The sequence below is a fragment of the Mucilaginibacter sp. P19 genome (assembly GCF_050632265.1).
In the GTDB taxonomy this organism is placed as follows: Bacteria; Bacteroidota; Bacteroidia; order Sphingobacteriales; family Sphingobacteriaceae; genus Mucilaginibacter; species Mucilaginibacter gossypii.
Genome location: NZ_CP192586.1, coordinates 1,276,471 through 1,293,458 on the forward strand (window position 1 = coordinate 1,276,471; position 16,988 = coordinate 1,293,458).

General features: G+C 45.8%; 11 protein-coding genes. All 11 read left to right on the forward strand.

Annotated elements, in window-relative coordinates; all coding sequences use genetic code 11:
• Positions 1-59: 59 nt before the first annotated feature.
• Positions 60-3,245, forward strand: coding sequence for a SusC/RagA family TonB-linked outer membrane protein (locus tag ACQ86K_RS06115; RefSeq protein WP_431200002.1), 3,186 nt, complete (start codon positions 60-62; stop codon positions 3,243-3,245).
• Between the two features lie 12 nt (positions 3,246-3,257).
• A complete protein-coding gene (locus ACQ86K_RS06120; protein ID WP_431200003.1) occupies positions 3,258-3,500 on the forward strand; it encodes a hypothetical protein in 243 nt (80 codons plus the stop codon).
• Entirely contained in the window at positions 3,436-5,067 is a 1,632-nt protein-coding gene (locus ACQ86K_RS06125; protein ID WP_431200004.1) for a RagB/SusD family nutrient uptake outer membrane protein, read from the forward strand. The genes ACQ86K_RS06120 and ACQ86K_RS06125 overlap by 65 nt, the downstream gene beginning before the upstream one ends.
• 62 nt (positions 5,068-5,129) lie before the next feature.
• A complete protein-coding gene (locus ACQ86K_RS06130) occupies positions 5,130-6,791 on the forward strand; it encodes a polysaccharide lyase (RefSeq protein ID WP_091172323.1) in 1,662 nt (553 codons plus the stop codon).
• A gap of 70 nt (positions 6,792-6,861) precedes the next feature.
• Positions 6,862-7,896 carry a hypothetical protein gene (locus ACQ86K_RS06135; RefSeq protein ID WP_431200005.1) on the forward strand — a complete coding sequence of 345 codons (1,035 nt, stop codon included), beginning with the start codon at positions 6,862-6,864 and terminating at the stop codon, positions 7,894-7,896.
• A 2-nt stretch (positions 7,897-7,898) separates the two neighbouring features.
• Positions 7,899-9,959, forward strand: coding sequence for a DUF6298 domain-containing protein (locus ACQ86K_RS06140; RefSeq protein WP_431200006.1), 2,061 nt, complete (start codon positions 7,899-7,901; stop codon positions 9,957-9,959).
• Between the two features lie 177 nt (positions 9,960-10,136).
• Positions 10,137-11,027, forward strand: a complete 891-nt coding sequence (locus tag ACQ86K_RS06145) for an IS1595 family transposase (protein ID WP_189549506.1) — start codon at positions 10,137-10,139, stop codon at positions 11,025-11,027.
• 336 nt (positions 11,028-11,363) lie between these two features.
• The gene (locus ACQ86K_RS06150; RefSeq protein WP_091162949.1) at positions 11,364-12,749 is read left to right on the forward strand and encodes a glycoside hydrolase family 140 protein; all 1,386 of its coding nucleotides are present in this window, start codon (positions 11,364-11,366) and stop codon (positions 12,747-12,749) included.
• Between the two features lie 2 nt (positions 12,750-12,751).
• On the forward strand, positions 12,752-13,702 hold the full coding sequence (locus ACQ86K_RS06155) for a glycoside hydrolase family 43 protein (RefSeq protein ID WP_256337336.1): 951 nt from the start codon (positions 12,752-12,754) through the stop codon (positions 13,700-13,702).
• Positions 13,695-15,530 (forward strand): six-hairpin glycosidase, encoded by a 1,836-nt coding sequence (locus ACQ86K_RS06160; RefSeq protein ID WP_091162950.1) that lies wholly within the window; start codon positions 13,695-13,697, stop codon positions 15,528-15,530. Before ACQ86K_RS06155 ends, ACQ86K_RS06160 begins: the two co-directional genes overlap by 8 nt.
• Before the next feature lie 29 nt (positions 15,531-15,559).
• Positions 15,560-16,987, forward strand: coding sequence for a sialate O-acetylesterase (locus tag ACQ86K_RS06165; protein WP_431200007.1), 1,428 nt, complete (start codon positions 15,560-15,562; stop codon positions 16,985-16,987).
• The last annotated feature ends 1 nt before the right edge of the window (position 16,988 follow it).

The window sequence follows — 16,988 nt, forward strand, 5'->3', positions numbered from 1 at the left end:
CGGGCAAACCAATTATACCAATTAATTAACCTGATCATGAAAATTAAATTATCAAGTTTATGAGAAAACTTTTCCTCTTACTTTCGGTGTTGCTGTGCTTAGGCAGCGCGCTAAAAGCCCAGGACCGTAATATAACAGGTACGGTTACGGACGAAAAAGGTGCTCCGCTGCCAGGGGTTGCCATCCAGGTAAAGGGCAGTACTACAGGTACTATCACCAATGCCGATGGTAAATATTCAATTAAGGCTACTAACCTGCAGGCCATTGTAGTTGGGGCTAAATTTCTTGGATACAACTACCAGGAAAAAACACTGAAAATTGGCGAAATGAATGCCGACTTTAAAATGCTACCATCACAAAATGCCCTCGATGAGGTTGTGGTAGTAGGTTACGGTACTCAAAAGAAGGTCCACTTAACAGGTGCTGTTGCCGCGGTGGATATGAAAACCATCCAGGATATCCCAACCACTAATCTTGCTGCCGCGTTACGCGGAACCAATGCCGCGGTAAGTGTTACCGGTGGTATTGCAAGGCCAGGCCAAAGCGGAACAATCACTATCCGCAATCCCGTTTTTTTGGCAAAGAATGGCGGTAGTACAACACCATTATACATTATTGATGGTGTACAACGTAGTGAAGCAGATTTCAACTTGCTTGATCAAAGCGAGGTGGAAAATATTTCGATATTGAAAGATGCAGCCGCTGCCATATACGGTATTTTAGGCGCGAACGGCGTTATAGTTGTAACAACCAAACGCGGCCAGGCCGGCGGGCCAAAGGTAAGCTTCAGTTCATCAGTAGGTATTGCCGATGCAATTCAGCTTCCTAAAATGATGTCGGGCTTTCAAATGGCTACCTATTTGAATGATATTGAGCAAACCAGGTATAACCACACCATAACACCCGAAGGTTATATCAACGGCGATTTAAGCAATAAAGACTTAAAATATTATACGCCTGATGAGCTTGAGTATTTTAAAGCTAATAACCAGAATTTCCTGGAGCAGGCATTTAAACCGGCAGTAACCAGCAGGAACGCGTTGAGCATAACCGGCGGTAATGATAAGGTTACCTATTTTGCAGGTGCTAACTATGTTAACCAAAACTCTAACTTTAAAGGGGTAAATACCAATCGCTTCGGGTTTAGGGCCAGTGTTGATGCAAAAGTGGCGAAAGGTTTAAAACTGTCATTGTCATTGAGCGAAGACCTTGCTAAAAGCAAAATTTACTGGTACAAACTTTCAAGCACCAGCGAAAGCCCGGATAACGACTTTCTGTCGCTTAACCAGGCACCACCATGGCAAAAATATTTTATCGACGGGCACCCTGTATATTTAGGAACCAGTAATAATGATAACCTTAACTTCTTTGCTGTTCAAAATTCCAATAACTATACAAGTAACAATAATACTGTATTTAATGGTTTAGCCAATTTGAGTTACGAAATTCCGGGCATTAGCGGGTTAACTGCCAATGTAAGCTACAACCGTAATCTTAATAACGCCTTTAACAAGCAATATGGCTCAACGTTTTATTATAACCAATATTCGGGCGAAGGCGACAATAACCATATTCCCGGAGGAACAGTGGTAGGTGTAAAAGCGATAAAAAATGGGGATAGGGTCCGTCTTACCCCAACAATGGCCGATAACTACCAGTTCAATGCAAATCTTACTTACCACAAAAGGTTTGGTGCGCATGAAATTACAGCCCTTGCCTTGTATGAGCAATATGAATCATACAGCGAAGGTGTGGCGGCTGAGGCCGACGGTGTAATTGTAGGCGGAAAAGATAACCAGACATTCACCATCGGTGATCAATCGTCAAACCAGGCCACAATGGTGAAGGAATATGGCCGTAAAGCTGTTGCAGGCAGGGTAAATTATGCCTACGCCGATAAATACCTGGTTGAATTGGCCATGAGGGCGGATGCTAATACCAACTTTGCACCGGGCCACCAGTGGGGATATTTCCCTTCGGCTTCAGCAGGCTGGGTAGTTTCAAAAGAAAACTTCTTTAAATCAGTGAGCTTTGTTGATCTTTTGAAATTCAGGGGTTCGGTAGGTTTGTTGGGTTCTGATAATACACCGTCATTCTTATACGCGGTTAACTACCAGTTTGGTACCGGCAACAAAGGTGGTGCTGTTTTTGGCGGCAATGGCGACAGGGGCCTCGGCGCATTGCTAAATATCGCTATCCCGAATGCTAATTTAACCTGGGACCACGACCTGAAAACAAACTACGGTTTAGATGCCGCTTTCCTGGGTAACCGCTTATCAGTTTCGGCCGATTATTTCTGGGAGCACCGCTATGATATGCTTGCATCGCTGAACACTTCAGTTCCTGTAACTATAGGTGCAGCGCCATCTGCCGAAAATTACGGTATCGTCAATACTTTCGGATACGAGATCTCTGTAAGTTGGAAAGACAAAATTGGTTCTAATTTTAGCTATAATTTTAGCCCGTTCTTTTCCTGGAGCGATAATAAATACATTAAATACGATATCGCTGCAGCGCAGGTGGGTACCATTCAGGATTTGACCGGTAAATCAAGCGATCAGGGAACACTTGGGTACAAATCACTCGGTATCATCCGTACACAAGCCGATGCTGACGCGATCATTGCAGAAAGGGCCGCAGCAGCCGGTGGCGCGCAAAACGTTAAGATTTTTGGTTACGTGCCTTCACCTGGTATGATCAATTACGTTGACAAAAACGGCGACGGTGTTATCAAACAAAACGATCTCAACGACCAGTTTTATTTAGGTAAGAAATCATCAAACCACTACAATCTTGGTCTGAACTTTGGCGGTGCGTATAAAACATTAAGCTTAAATGTGGTTATGGGAATGAGCTGGGGTGGCAACCAATCAATTGAGAGCGCGGCCATTAAACAAGCTACTGCTAACCAGAACAGGCCTGTATTCTGGGCCGATCACTGGACCCCATCTAATCCAAATGCTAAATATCCCGACCCTTATTACTCGGACGATGTGAGTGCTACAAGTGATTTTTGGTTTGTTAGCCCCTTCACCTGGAATATCTCCAGTGCTAACTTAAGCTATACCCTGCCTGCTTCCATCACCAAAAGGCTCGGCATGTCAAGCATAAGGGCGTATGTGGTAGCTACAAACCCAATCAACTTTGTAAACCCGTTCCCCGAACATTATCGTGATATTTCATCACCATTTGGGGCATATCCCAACTTACGCACAGTATCTTTTGGTTTAAACTTAGGCTTCTAAACTTTGAAAGACATGAAATTATTTAAAACCATATTTGCAGCTTTGATCGTATCAGCCCTGTTTACAAACTGTAAAAAAGTGCTTGATAAGGAAGATCTTACACACAGCACCCCCGGTCAGATTTTTAATGACTCAACGGTGGCTATTTTAAACATCAATTACCTGTATACAGCAAACCAGCCTGGCTGGTTTGGCGATACCGGCGGCGCTATTGGCAGCGGGGGCGACAAATGCGACAGAATTTTACAGCGATAACGCATACGTAAAAGGCACGGTTACCATCGAAACTGTTGGTGACATCGGTACCTCGGTGAATATCAGCAATAACTACGGCCGGATCCGTAACATTAACCAAACCCTGCAGGATCTCGACGCCAGCACCTTGCCTGCCTCTACCAAAAACAGGTATAAAGCACAGGCTTATTTTTGGAGGGCTTTCAGGTATTTTGACCTGGTAAGGTTATATGGAGGTGTTCCATTGGTATTAAAACCGCTGGATGCTATTGGCCAGGACGCCAAAAACGCGGCGCTTTTGCCTCGTAACAAAACCTCAGAATGTTTTAAACAAATTGTGAGCGATCTGGACAGCTGCATAAAATATCTGCCCGCCAAATGGAGTGGCAGCGATTACGGTCGTATTTCATCGGCTGCTGCTGCTGCGTTTAAAGGAAGGGTGTTGCTAACGTATGCAAGTCCTCAGTTTAACCCCAGCAATGATGCGGCCCGCTGGCAAACAGCTGCTGATGCCAATGATAAGGCAATGCAGATTCTTACTGCCAACAACTATGGACTAAACCCATCTTATGATAACATGTGGTTTACCGAAAGCAGCAGCAATCCGGAGGCAATTTTGATAACAGGTTTTAACACATCATCAACTGATCAAAACCAGAATAACAATACCTATGATAACGCGACTCGTCCGGCCTATTTAGGTACTAAAGGCGGTTCCAATCAACCTACCTGGGATATTGTAAAATCATACCCGATGCTTGACGGAAAAGCACCAGGTACCTCGTTAAAGTATACATATGATGATGCAAAGTTTTTTGATAACCGCGATCCAAGGTTTAACAAAACTATTGCCTACAACGGTTGTAACTGGCCTATAAACGGCAATAGCTCTTATCGCCTGTGGACTTACTTTTATTACAATAAAGCGGATGGTTCCGGTGTTAAAACCACTGAACCGGCATCAGCAACAGGCTCAGGTTTCTACCTGCGCAAAGCTATTGACCCTAATGTCAGTGTGGCAAATACACCATATGTTGGTACAGATTGGATGGAGATCCGTTATGCCGAAGTTTTATTGAACCAGGCCGAATGTGCTGCCGCCTTAGGCAACGTAACTACCGGTTATACCAATATTGCCGCCATCAGGAAACGCGCGGGTATTGAAGCTGGTGCTGATAACCTTTACGGTTTAGATGCAGGCATGAGCCCTGATCAGATGATCAACGCTATCATGAATGAACGTAAAATTGAGTTTGCGTTTGAAGGTAAACGCTATTGGGACCTTCGCCGCCGTAAACTGCTCGAAAGCACATTGAATGGCTCAAAAAGAACAGGTTTGACAGTTACCCTTAATAACAACGCAAGCGGTAAAGATTATCTTACCGGTACAAGAGATGCTTTAGCAGCTGCATCATTGGATGCCTTGTACAGCTCATCTTTCACCGTTAAAACTAAAACCATGGATTCTTATAACATTGCGGTTCAGTCGGGCGATTACTTTTTCGGCATCCCTTCGGCGGCATTGTTAAATAATATCAATTTACAGCAAAATAACACCTGGGGTGGGCCGTTTGATCCGCTTCAATAATAAATTAATTGAACGATGGGTGCCTGCTAACCATTTAACAAAAGAATATTACGAATACAAATATGAAAAAACACACAGCTTTATTTTTAGTAGCAGCGGCATTGGGTTTAGCTAAACCGGCTTTTGCCCAATACCCTGAAGTGCCGGAGAAGGTTAAAGCAGAGAGTGAAGCTTTGATGAAAGAGGCTACCCGTCGTTCAGATTCAGCATGGGCGGTTGCCCTGCCCATTATCCAGGCCGATCAGCGCCGTGGCAAAGTATACGTACCATGGGCTGCACGCCCGACCGATTTGCCGCAGGCCAAGATCCCGGCTTTTCCGGGTGCCGAAGGTGGTGGTAAGTTTACCTTTGGCGGCCGTGGCGGTAAGGTGTATGTAGTTACCAGTTTGGCAGATAATGGCCCTGGTACTTTGCGTGAAGCTTGCGAAAAAGGCGGCGCGCGTATCGTGGTATTTAATGTTGCGGGCATTATCCGCATCAAAACACCAATTATCGTGAGGGCTCCGTATATTACTATTGAAGGCCAAACTGCTCCGGGTGATGGCGTTTGTATTGCAGGCGAATCATTTTGGGTTAATACACATGATGTTGTGATCCGTTATATGCGTTTCCGCCGCGGCGAAACCAATGTTGGCCGCCGTGATGATGCTTTGGGTGGCAACCCGGTGGGTAACATCATTGCCGATCACGTATCTGCAAGCTGGGGACTGGACGAAAACTTTTCGATGTACCGCCATATGTTTGATCCGGGTGATGGCTCGAAAGAAGAGAAGCTGGGTACCGTGAACATCACTATCCAAAACTGTATCTATTCAGAATCATTGGATTACTGGAACCACGCTTTCGGTTCAACAACAGGCGGCGAAAACAGCTCATTAATGCGTAACCTTTGGGCAGATAATACCGGTCGTAACCCATCTGTTGGCTGGAATGGCGTATACAACTTTGTAAACAATGTGGTATTTAACTGGCACCACCGCTCAATGGATGGCGGCGATTATACTACCAATTACAATGTGATCAATAACTACTTTAAACCTGGTCCTGTTACACCAAAAGATGAGCCCGTTGGTCACCGCATCCTGAAACCGGAATCGGGCAGGAGCAAGCTGAAAGAAAAAGTATTCGGTCGCGTTTATGCATCAGGTAACATTATGGAAGGTTATCCCGAAGTTACCAAAGATGCGTGGAACGGTGGCATCCAGGTTGAAGGCCCTGGTGGCAAAGAATTGCCTGACGCCGGTCAGTACAAGGATTACATGAAATCGGATGTTCCGTTCCCTATGCCTCCGATGACTATCCTATCGGCAAAGGATGCCTTTAAATTTGTTATCGCTAATGCCGGGGCAACATTGCCAAAACGCGATCCGGTTGATGTGCGCATCACCGAGCAGGTACGTACCGGTAAAATAACTTATAAAGAAATGAACACCGATACTGCTTACCAGTTTAAAGTGCGTAAATTACCTAAAGACTCGTACAAACTGGGCATCATCACTGCTCCATGGCAGGTTGGTGGCTATCCTGAATATAAAGGCACGCCTTACAAAGATTCGGACAATGACGGTTTGCCCGATAGTTGGGAAACAGCTCATGGCCTAAACCCTAAAGATGGTAACGACTCGGCCCTGCCTGCAAAAAATGGCGGTGGTTATACCAATATCGAAGTATATTTAAATACAGTAGCCGCTAAAGGCGAAAAGAAATTGGCTTCGTTAAAATAATAAAGACAGTATAATGCGGGGACTGAGGTTTACAAGGATTTATATTTGGGTTGGTTTAATGACTGGGGGGATGCTTTTGCATACCCCCTTATTTGCACAGGATAAGAAAAAAGCCCCTAAACCACAACCACCTGTTGCAGCCGATAAAAACGGCAAACTAAACTACATTGCAGCGCCAAATGGCGACCGTATTCCTGATTACTCGTACTGCGGATATATGGCTTCTGAAAAGCCAATTCCATTTATACCTGTTAAAGTTGTAGTGCCCGTAAAAGTAGGCGATGCTACATTAAGGATCCAGGCCGCTTTAGATTATGTAGCCGGATTACCTGCCGATAAAGATGGTTTTCGTGGCGCAGTATTGCTTAACAAGGGTACATACCAGGTTAATGGTAGTCTCAAAATTAACGCATCCGGCGTTGTTTTGCGCGGTAGCGGCATGGGCGCCAACGGCACCACATTATTTGCAGCCGGTACCGACAGGGAAACCTTTATTCATGTTACCGGTAAAAATGACCGGCAAACATCCAAAGAACTTAAAATTACCGACGCCTATGTACCGGTAAATGCCAACACTTTGCACATTGCTGAAGGTGCAGGCCTAAAAATCGGCGACCTAGTGTTGATCCACCGCCCGAGCACACAGGCCTGGATCAGTACCATCAAAACCGATCACTTTGGTGGCGATTTAACAGCCCTGGCCTGGAAACCCGGCGAACGGGATATTTACTGGGACCGTAAGGTAACAGCAGTAGATGGCAATGCCATAACCCTTGACGCACCTTTAACAACAGCATTGGATACTGCATACGGCGGTGGTTTGATAGCCTCTTACCAATGGTCCGGCAGAATTGTGCAAGTGGGGATCGAAAACTTAAAACTGCAATCAGCTTACGATGCTTCAAACGCAAAAGATGAAGCCCACCGCTGGATGGCTATCACAATGGAAAATGTTAGCGATGCCTGGGTACGCCAGGTAACCTTTGAGCATTTTGCAGGTTCGGCAGTATTTGTTGGTGTTACCGGAAACCGGGTAACGGTTGAGGATTGTAAATCGCTCGCGCCTGTTTCAGAAATAGGGGGCAGCGCCGTAACACATTCCTGACTATGGGCGGGCAAAACCTTTTTCAGCGTTTATATTCCGAACAGGGCTTTCATGATTTTGCTACCGGGTATTGCGCGCCGGGGCCAAACGCTTTTGTTCAATGTATGGCGGTAGGTTCGCTGGGCTTTAGCGGTGGCATCGACAGTTGGGCCTCAGGCGTTTTGTTTGATATCGCCAATATCGATGGGCAGCCCTTAAGTTATATGAACCGGGGGCAGGACGGACAAGGTGCCGGATGGAGTGCGGCTAACAGTTTGTTTTGGAATTGTACCGCAGCCCGTGTGGATTGCTATCAGCCGCCAACTGCCCAAAACTGGGCTTTTGGTACCTGGGCACAATTCGCCGGCGACGGTTACTGGAGCACCTCCAACAGTACTATCAGCCCAAGAAGTTTTTATTATACACAGCTGGCTAACAGGTTGAATAAGGATGTAAGCAAACAAGCCGATATCCTGTATCCTGCCACCGAACCTTCAAGCAGCCCAACGGTTGAACAGGCAGCCGAATTAATGGCCGCCGCCCGCAAACCTGCTGTTACAATCAGTAACTGGATAGATCAATCGTCTAAAAGAAATGTTATCAATACAGAATCGGCTGGTGCCAAGACTATTGATGAAATAGGATATAAAAATGCTGCACCTACAGTATTAGCACCCAAAATGGTGGTTACCAACGGATGGTTAACCCGTGGTAATGTGGTATTAGCAGGCAGGCATTTTGAAACCCCATGGTGGAACGGTACTGTTCATCCCGATTATACAGAAACGGTGGCCAAACCAGCAATTTCCCGTTGGGTACCCGGCCAAACCGGCACCGGTTTAACGGATGATCTGAACGCGGTAACCGACTGGATGCAGAAAGGTAATATGGTAGTTTTTGAACATAACTACGGCTTGTGGTATGATCGCCGCCGCGATGATCACGAGCGTATCCGCCGGATGGACGGCGATGTTTGGGCTCCGTTTTATGAACTGCCTTTTGCCCGGAGCGGAAAAGAACTGGCCTACGACGGCTTAAGCAAATACGACCTGACCAAATACAATACCTGGTACTGGAATCGCCTGAAACAATTTGCTGACTTGGCCGATGAGAAAGGTTTGGTATTGGTTCACCAAAATTATTTTCAGCACAATATTATTGAGGCTGGGGCGCACTATACCGATTTTCCATGGCGCACGGCAAATAATATTAACGGCACCGGTTTCCCGGAGCCTGTACCTTATGCCGGCGACAAACGCCAGTTTATGGCTGAGCAGTTTTATGACGAAACCGACCCGGCAAGGCGTAAGCTTCACATTGCCTACATCAATAAATGTATGGACAACTTTGCAGGTAATACCGGGGTGATCCAACAGATTGGATCGGAATTTACCGGTCCGCTGCATTTCATGAAGTTTTGGGTAGAAACCATTAAGCAATGGGAAGCCACGCATAAAAAGAAACAGATTATCGCTTTAAGCGCTACAAAAGATGTGCAGGATGCTATCCTTGCCAACCCGGCAACGGCTACGGTTATTAACGTGATCGATATCCGTTACTGGTACTACCAGGCTAATGGAACGGCTTATGAACCCATCGGAGGTCAAAGCCTGGCCCCACGCCAGCAAGCACGGATCTTTAAACCAAAGGCGGCATCATTTGAGCAGGTTTACCGTGCGGTACATGAGTATCGTACCAAATACCCGGATAAAGCAGTATTATTTTCTGCCGATGATTACGACCGTTTTGGTTGGGCGGTATTTATTGCAGGCGGATCATTGCCGGTCCTTCCTGCCAATACCAATAAAGCTTTTTTAGCCGATGCAAGCGGTATGAAACCTGCCGAGCTGCCGGGTTCGCCTAAAGATCAATGGGGCTTAGTCTCATCAAAAGGATATATCGTTTATAGTAATGGCGGTGATATTCACCTTAATTTATCGGCTGGTGTCAATTACAAAGCACAATGGATCGACCCTAAAACTGGTGAGCTTTTGCCGGGTGAAGAAACGGTGAAAGGTGCTGGTAATACAGAAATAAAAGGACATGGGAACGGGGCTGCCATTTTGTGGTTGAACCGTAATTAAATAAAGGAATAAAAAGGGGGCTTGCGCGATTCCCCTCTTGAGAGGGGCGGAGGGGTGTGTTTACAAAGCGGCAATGAATATTGACGAAACACACCTCTGCCAACGCTCAGCCCAACGCGCCCCCTCTCAAGAGTAATAGCCCATGAAAAGGCAGGAATAATTTGTATATTTATGATAATGAATATCATAGAGACGATTAAGCGTTTTCCAGATCAGTCCAGTTGCATAGACTATCTTGAAGGATTAAGATGGCAAGGATTGCCAGAATGCCCGTATTGCAACAGCAAACGGAGCAGCAAGCGCCAGGAAAGCCAACGGCATATTTGCAATAGCTGTAACCGCAGCTATAGCGTTTTGGTCGGCACTGTTTTCGAGGGCACCAAACTTCCTTTGCCGCAATGGTTTTTGGCTATTTCATTAATGCTGAATGCGAAAAAGGGGTTATCTGCACGTCAGTTAAGCAGGGATCTGGGATGCAATCGTAAGACAGGCTGGTATTTGCAGATGCGGATACGGGAAGCCATGCGGGACGGCGGGGATGGCGGTTTGTTTAAGGGTATTGTTGAGGTAGATGAGACTTATTTAGGTGGTAAAAAAGCCAATCACTCAAAGAAAAAGCGGCAGGAAAGGCGCGATAATAATTTGCAGGTCACCGGCATGCAGGATAAACAGCCCGTGATTGGGTTATTGGAGCGGGATGGCCGTCTAAAGCTTCAGGTCATAGATAAGGCACATGGGAAAACGCTCAAACCCATTGTTGAACAATCAGTGAGCACAGATGCTACTATTGTAACGGACGGCTTTGGTGGATATGCCGGTTTAAATAAAATATTCCGTGAACATCAGGTATTAAACAAGGAAAAAGAAGAGTATGCCCGGGGAGAGTATCACACCAATACGATTGAGGGCTTTTGGACATTGTTAAAACGGGGGATATATGGTCAATACCATAAAGTATCGCTCAGACATTTGCAATCATACCTGAATGAGTTCACATTTAAATATAACAATAGAGGCAATAACCAGGTGTTTAACTTTTTAATTAACAAAATGGCTACTGCCTCTTGATGGGCTATTACTCTCTCAAGAGGGGAGCTTTGGAAACCTCAGGACCCTCTCCGAGAGACCCTGAGGGGACGAAAAATGAATGGAATGTAAGCGTGGACGCTTACTTCGGTTATAGTTCAAGGGAAGGACGCTTGAACTGGTGATATTTTAATTAAAAGAAATTGTCATTTCGATAAAGCAGAGGGGTTGAGCGCAGGGGCGAAAGAGAAATCTTATACGGCATCCAGATTTGTAATGGATGTTGTAAAGTAGGGCGTATAAGATTTCTCCTCACGCAACCGCACATTCCCAATTGTCTCGTCGAAATGACAGCCGGTTTTTGATTTTTACTATATTATGCTTAAAAAATCTATCATACTAATTGCCATAGCCTGTTTGTTCTTCGCATTTAAAAGCAATGAAACAACCATTCCGCGTTTAAGCATATCTACCAACCACCGCTATTTCATGGCCGGGCATAAGCCATTTTTTTGGCTGGGTGATACCGGCTGGTTACTGTTCTCTAAGCTGAAAAGGGAAGAGGCCGAGCAATACCTTGATGTCCGCAGCAAACAGGGTTTTAATGTGATTCAGGTAATGGTAGTGCACAGCATTAAAGAAACCAACGCCTACGGCGATTCAGCCTTAAGTAATAAAAATATCGCGTTACCAAAAACAACTCCCGGCAATACCTTTGGCAAAGGAAACGAATATGATTATTGGGACCATATTGATTGGATCATCACCAAAGCCGCCGAAAAAGGTTTATACGTAGCCCTGGTGCCGGTTTGGGGATCTGTTGTAAAAGAGAGTCATATCGGTGCGGAAAAGGCAAAAATTTACGCTGAGTTTTTAGCCAAAAGATACCGCGACAGTCCAAATGTGATCTGGATGAATGGCGGCGACATAGCAGGTTCTGATTCGTTGAATACCTGGAAGGCTATTGGTAATACTTTACATGATGTTGATGGCACACATCTGATAACTTACCATCCGCGCGGCCGCACACAATCATCAAAATGGTTTCATAATGAAAACTGGTTAAGCTTCAATTGCTTTCAATCCGGCCATCGTACTTATGCGCAGGATACTTCTAAAAAAGATTTAAGATACGGCGAAGATAACTGGCGTTATGTAGAAACAGACTATAATCTATCACCCATAAAACCAACGCTTGATGCGGAGCCATCGTATGAAAAAATCCCTTACGGATTACACGATACCAAGCTACCCCGTTGGGCAGCTGCCGATGTGAGGCGTTACGGCTACTGGTCGGTTTTTGCTGGAGGTTGCGGATATACGTATGGCGATAATGACGTGATGCAAATGCATAAGCCCACCGATAAAGACAGCGCTTATGGTTCCAAAGGATATTGGTATAATTCAATTAATGATCCGGGAGCAAAGCAGATGATTTATTTGAAAAAGCTGATGCTGTCACGCCCGTACCTTGATCGTGTACCTGATCAATCATTGATCGCCGGTAACAACGGCGTAAAGTACAACAGGCTGATCGCAACCCGCGGAAAAAGCTATGCTTTTGTTTATACCTATTCCGGCCGCGAGATCAATATCAACGCTGATAAACTGGAGGGCACGAAGCTGAAAGCATCATGGTTTAACCCGCGCAACGGGCAAACTACGGCTATCGGAACCTTCGCGAAAGCTAAAACAATAAAATTTAAGCCACCCGGCAAAGTATCAAATGGTAACGACTGGGTGCTCATTATTGACGCGATATAACAGTGAACAAAGGAATTAAACATATCACTTTACTATTTGCCATTGCGCTGGTGTTTTCATGCAAGGCCGGTAAAAGCGTGTACCTTTTTACGTCGTTTCACGAGCCGGCCAATGAAGGTTTGCGCTTTTTGTACAGTAATGATGCTTACCACTGGAATGCTATCGACCACATTTTCATTAAACCGGAAGTTGGCGATGCTAAGATCATGCGCGACCCATCCATAGTCCAGGGCCCCGACGGGGTTTACCATTTGGTGTGGACAACCGGCTGGAAAAACGACAAAGGCATAGGCTATGCCAGCTCGAGCGATCTGATCCATTGGTCGGCCGAAGAGCACATTGAGGTGATGGCTAATGAGCCCACCGCGGTGAATGCCTGGGCACCGGAGTTGTTTTATGACGAGGATAACAAATATTTCATCATTGTTTGGGCTTCAACCGTACCATTCCGCTTCCCGAAAGGGCACGAGGATGAAAATAACAATCACCGACTGTATTACACCACAACTAAAGATTTTAAAACTTTCAGCCCCTCACAGCTTTTCCTTGATCCGGGTTTTAGCGTAATTGATGCTGAGATCGTAAAGCGGGCCAAAAATGATTATGCACTGGTGATGAAGGATAATACCCGGCCTAACCGTAATATCCTCGTGGCCTTTAGTAATAATCCTCTGGGGCCTTATAGCAATTATACTCCGCGATTTACCGAACCTTTCAGTGAAGGCCCCAGCATGACCAAAGCCGGTGATAACTGGCTGATTTATTATGATTCGTACCGTTTAAAAAGATATGGCGCCATGCGTACAACCGACTTTAAAACTTTTACCGACCTGGCCGATAGCGTGAGCATACCGGTAGGGCACAAGCACGGCACCATATTTAAGGTTACCAAAAAACAGCTTGCGCAGCTTTTACAGGCAGCCGGGCAAACCAAAGCAGCTAAACATGAATAAGTTCATCAGCATATTGTTTTTTATATCGATGGCCGGGATAGCCAGTGCACAGGATACCGTGCATTACAGCGGCAATACGGTGGTCAATGTCGATTATCATCACGGGCAGTTAAGCCCGGTGATAGGCGTGCACAGCAAGCAGATATTCAGGGCTAACCGTGAACATCCGGAGCTTGCCGATGGGTTTGGTTTTACCTACAACCATGCGCCTATGCTGGCCTACTGGAACAATACTTTTTATGTAGAATACCTGAGCGATAAGGTAGGCGAAAGCCTGCCGCCAGGCCAAACCCTGCTCATGACCTCGAAAGATGGTGACGCATGGTCAAAACCTACAGTAGTTTTTCCTAAATATAAAATACCTGATGGCACTACCAAAGAAGGACACCCAGGTATGGCGAAGGACCTGTATTCGGTAATGCACCAGCGTATGGGTTTTTATACTTCCAAATCAAAACGCTTACTGGTACTGGGCTTTTATGGGATTTGTTTGGATGGCCGTGATGATCCGAATGATGGCTTAGGTATTGGCCGTGTAGTGCGTGAAGTATTGCCAAACGGCGAATTCGGGCCGATTTATTTTATCCATTACAATCTAAAATGGAACGAAAATAATACCTCATTTCCTTTTTACAAAACCAGTAAGGATAAAGGTTTTGTACAGGCCTGCGATGAGCTGATGGCCAACCCACTGATGATGATGCAATGGGTGGAGGAAACCGACAGGAAAGATCCCTTAATTCCGCTGCATAAAGATTATAAAGCATTTAACTTTTATCACTTACCCGATGGCCGCGTGGTTGGCTTATGGAAATACGCGCTTACCGCTATCAGTACTGATAACGGCAAAACCTGGCCAGCAAATGCCGCCCGCGCGCCGCGTTTTGTAACCGCCAACGCCAAGATCTGGGGACAGCGCACATCCGACGGTAAATACGCTACGGTTTATAATCCTTCGGAGTTTCGCTGGCCGCTGGCTCTGTCAGTTAGTAAAGACGGATTGGATTATACTAATCTGTTGTTAGTTAACGGCGAGATCACCACCATGCGTTATGGCGGCGCTTATAAATCATACGGGCCACAATATACACGCGGCATTGAAGAGGGGAATGGCACCCCGCCCGATGGTAAGCTTTGGGTTACTTACAGCATGAACAAGGAGGATATCTGGGTATCGTCCATCCCGGTGCCGGTTACCGAAAAAGCGGATGCGCATGCCAATGAGGTCTTTAACGAACTGCCAGTTGGTAAGGAATTGGAAAAATGGAATACTTACAGCCCGCAATGGGCTCCTGCCGCTATCGACAAGTCACCTGATGGCGAACGAGCCCTAACCCTAAAAGACAGCGACCCATTTGATTTTGCCAAAGCAGAACGTGTTGTGCCTGTTTCTAAAAAATTAATGACCGATTTCACCATCACTGCAGGGCAAAACAATGCAGGTATGCTGGATATTGAATTTCAGGATGAAAAAGGTATTGCTGCTATCAGGCTTACGCTTGATTCTGCCGGTCAGTTCAGGACCAAGGCCGGCTATCGCAACAAAAATTTCATGAAATATGAGGCCGGTACGCAATATCATATTGTGATAAAGCTAAATACTGATACCCGCTTTTACACCGTGAATGTTAACGGCAAAGATGTGCTTACAGGCCTGTTTTTTGCCCCGGTGCTAAGCGTAAACCGGATAGTGTTCCGTACCGGGGATATCAGAAGGTTCCCGGATGCTGATACGCCTACCGATCAGGATTTCGACCGGCCAAACGCCGGGGAAGCCGCGAAACAAGCTGTTTTCTATATCAAATCATTTAAAACAAGTAATTACTAATGCTACTGCGCCTGATAAAATATTGTTGGTTGACGATCTGCCTGCTTAGTTCTGGGATTGCCGGCGCGCAGGTTGTTTTGCCTAAAATATTGGGCAACAATATGGTATTGCAGCGTAATGCACCTGTGCCTGTTTGGGGTACCGCATTGCCGGGTGAAAAGGTTACTGTAAAGTTTAATAGCCAAACAAAAACAACTATAGTCGATGCCTCAGGCAAATGGATAGTAAAGCTTGATGCGATGCCCGCATCAGCCAAACCCGCAACGCTGACCATATCAGGAAAAAACACTATCCAACTGCAAAATATACTGGTTGGCGAGGTATGGCTTTGTTCGGGCCAATCAAACATGCAGTATGAAATGCGCAAGAATAGCAAAGTGAAAAAGCCGGATACCAGTACGACAAATTCGCCTGTTGATGAGCTGGACCGCGCGCATAACCCACAGATCAGGATCTTCCTGGTTACGCAGAAAAATATGTTGAAGCCAGATTCTACCCATTCGGGATGGAGTGTGGCCGAAGATTCGGCTTTGAGGGCTTTTTCGGCGGCGGGGTATTTCTTCGCTAAAAACCTGCAGCATGATCTGAAAGTGCCGGTAGGTATTATTTCATCGGCAGTAAGCGGCAGCAGGATTGAGCCCTGGGTATCGCAGGAAGGTTTTGATGCCATCCCATATTTCAAGGCCAACAATATTAAGATTGATGGCGATCCAGGTAAGTTTTATGCCAAAATGATTGAGCCTGTCGCTCCGTTTGCGCTAAAAGGTTTTTTATGGTACCAGGGTGAAAGTGCCTGTTTTTTAGGCGAAACCATCAGCTATACTTACAAAATGGAAGCGCTGATCAATAACTGGCGTAAGCTTTGGGGCGATAAAACATTGCCGTTTTATTACGTGCAGATAGCGCCCTATTACTATACCCATGGAAAAGGCCCTGTAACCTATACTCAGTTTACAGAGCCCGAATTGCGCGAGGCCCAGGCTGCAGCCCTGCAGATCCCGCATACAGGCATGATCATCACTACCGATCTGAACGATGACCTTAAAAATATTCACCCGCCATTTAAATGGGAGGTAGGCAGGAGGCTTGAACTACAGGCGCTTGCCAATACCTACAAACAACGGGTAGTTTTTTCGGGCCCCGTGTATAAAAACATGAAAATAAATGGCGACAAGATCATCCTTGAGTTTGATCACGTAGGTGCCGGCTTGGTAAGCCATGACGGTAAACCACTTACTGATTTCACCATTGCCGGTGCCGACGGAAATTTTGTCGCGGCAAATGCAGCAATAAAAGGGAATACGGTTGAAGTATCGGCCGAATCGGTTGCTAAACCTGCAGCCGCACGTTTTGCCTGGTCAGAGGCTGCTCAACCTAATTTTTATAATAAAGATGGTTTGCCTGCTGTTCCCTTCCGCACGGATAACCCGTTGAAATTTACTTTAACTGCTAACTGAA

Bases quoted from the DNA above. Each gene is read 5' to 3' on its own strand.
- ACQ86K_RS06115 (WP_431200002.1), top strand. From the start codon at position 60: ATGAGAAAACTTTTCCTCTTACTTTCGGTGTTGCTGTGCTTAGGCAGC.
- ACQ86K_RS06120 (WP_431200003.1), top strand. From the start codon at position 3,258: ATGAAATTATTTAAAACCATATTTGCAGCTTTGATCGTATCAGCCCTG.
- ACQ86K_RS06130 (WP_091172323.1), top strand. From the start codon at position 5,130: ATGAAAAAACACACAGCTTTATTTTTAGTAGCAGCGGCATTGGGTTTA.
- ACQ86K_RS06135 (WP_431200005.1), top strand. From the start codon at position 6,862: ATGCTTTTGCATACCCCCTTATTTGCACAGGATAAGAAAAAAGCCCCT.
- ACQ86K_RS06140 (WP_431200006.1), top strand. From the start codon at position 7,899: ATGGGCGGGCAAAACCTTTTTCAGCGTTTATATTCCGAACAGGGCTTT.
- ACQ86K_RS06145 (WP_189549506.1), top strand. From the start codon at position 10,137: ATGAATATCATAGAGACGATTAAGCGTTTTCCAGATCAGTCCAGTTGC.
- ACQ86K_RS06150 (WP_091162949.1), top strand. From the start codon at position 11,364: ATGCTTAAAAAATCTATCATACTAATTGCCATAGCCTGTTTGTTCTTC.
- ACQ86K_RS06160 (WP_091162950.1), top strand. From the start codon at position 13,695: ATGAATAAGTTCATCAGCATATTGTTTTTTATATCGATGGCCGGGATA.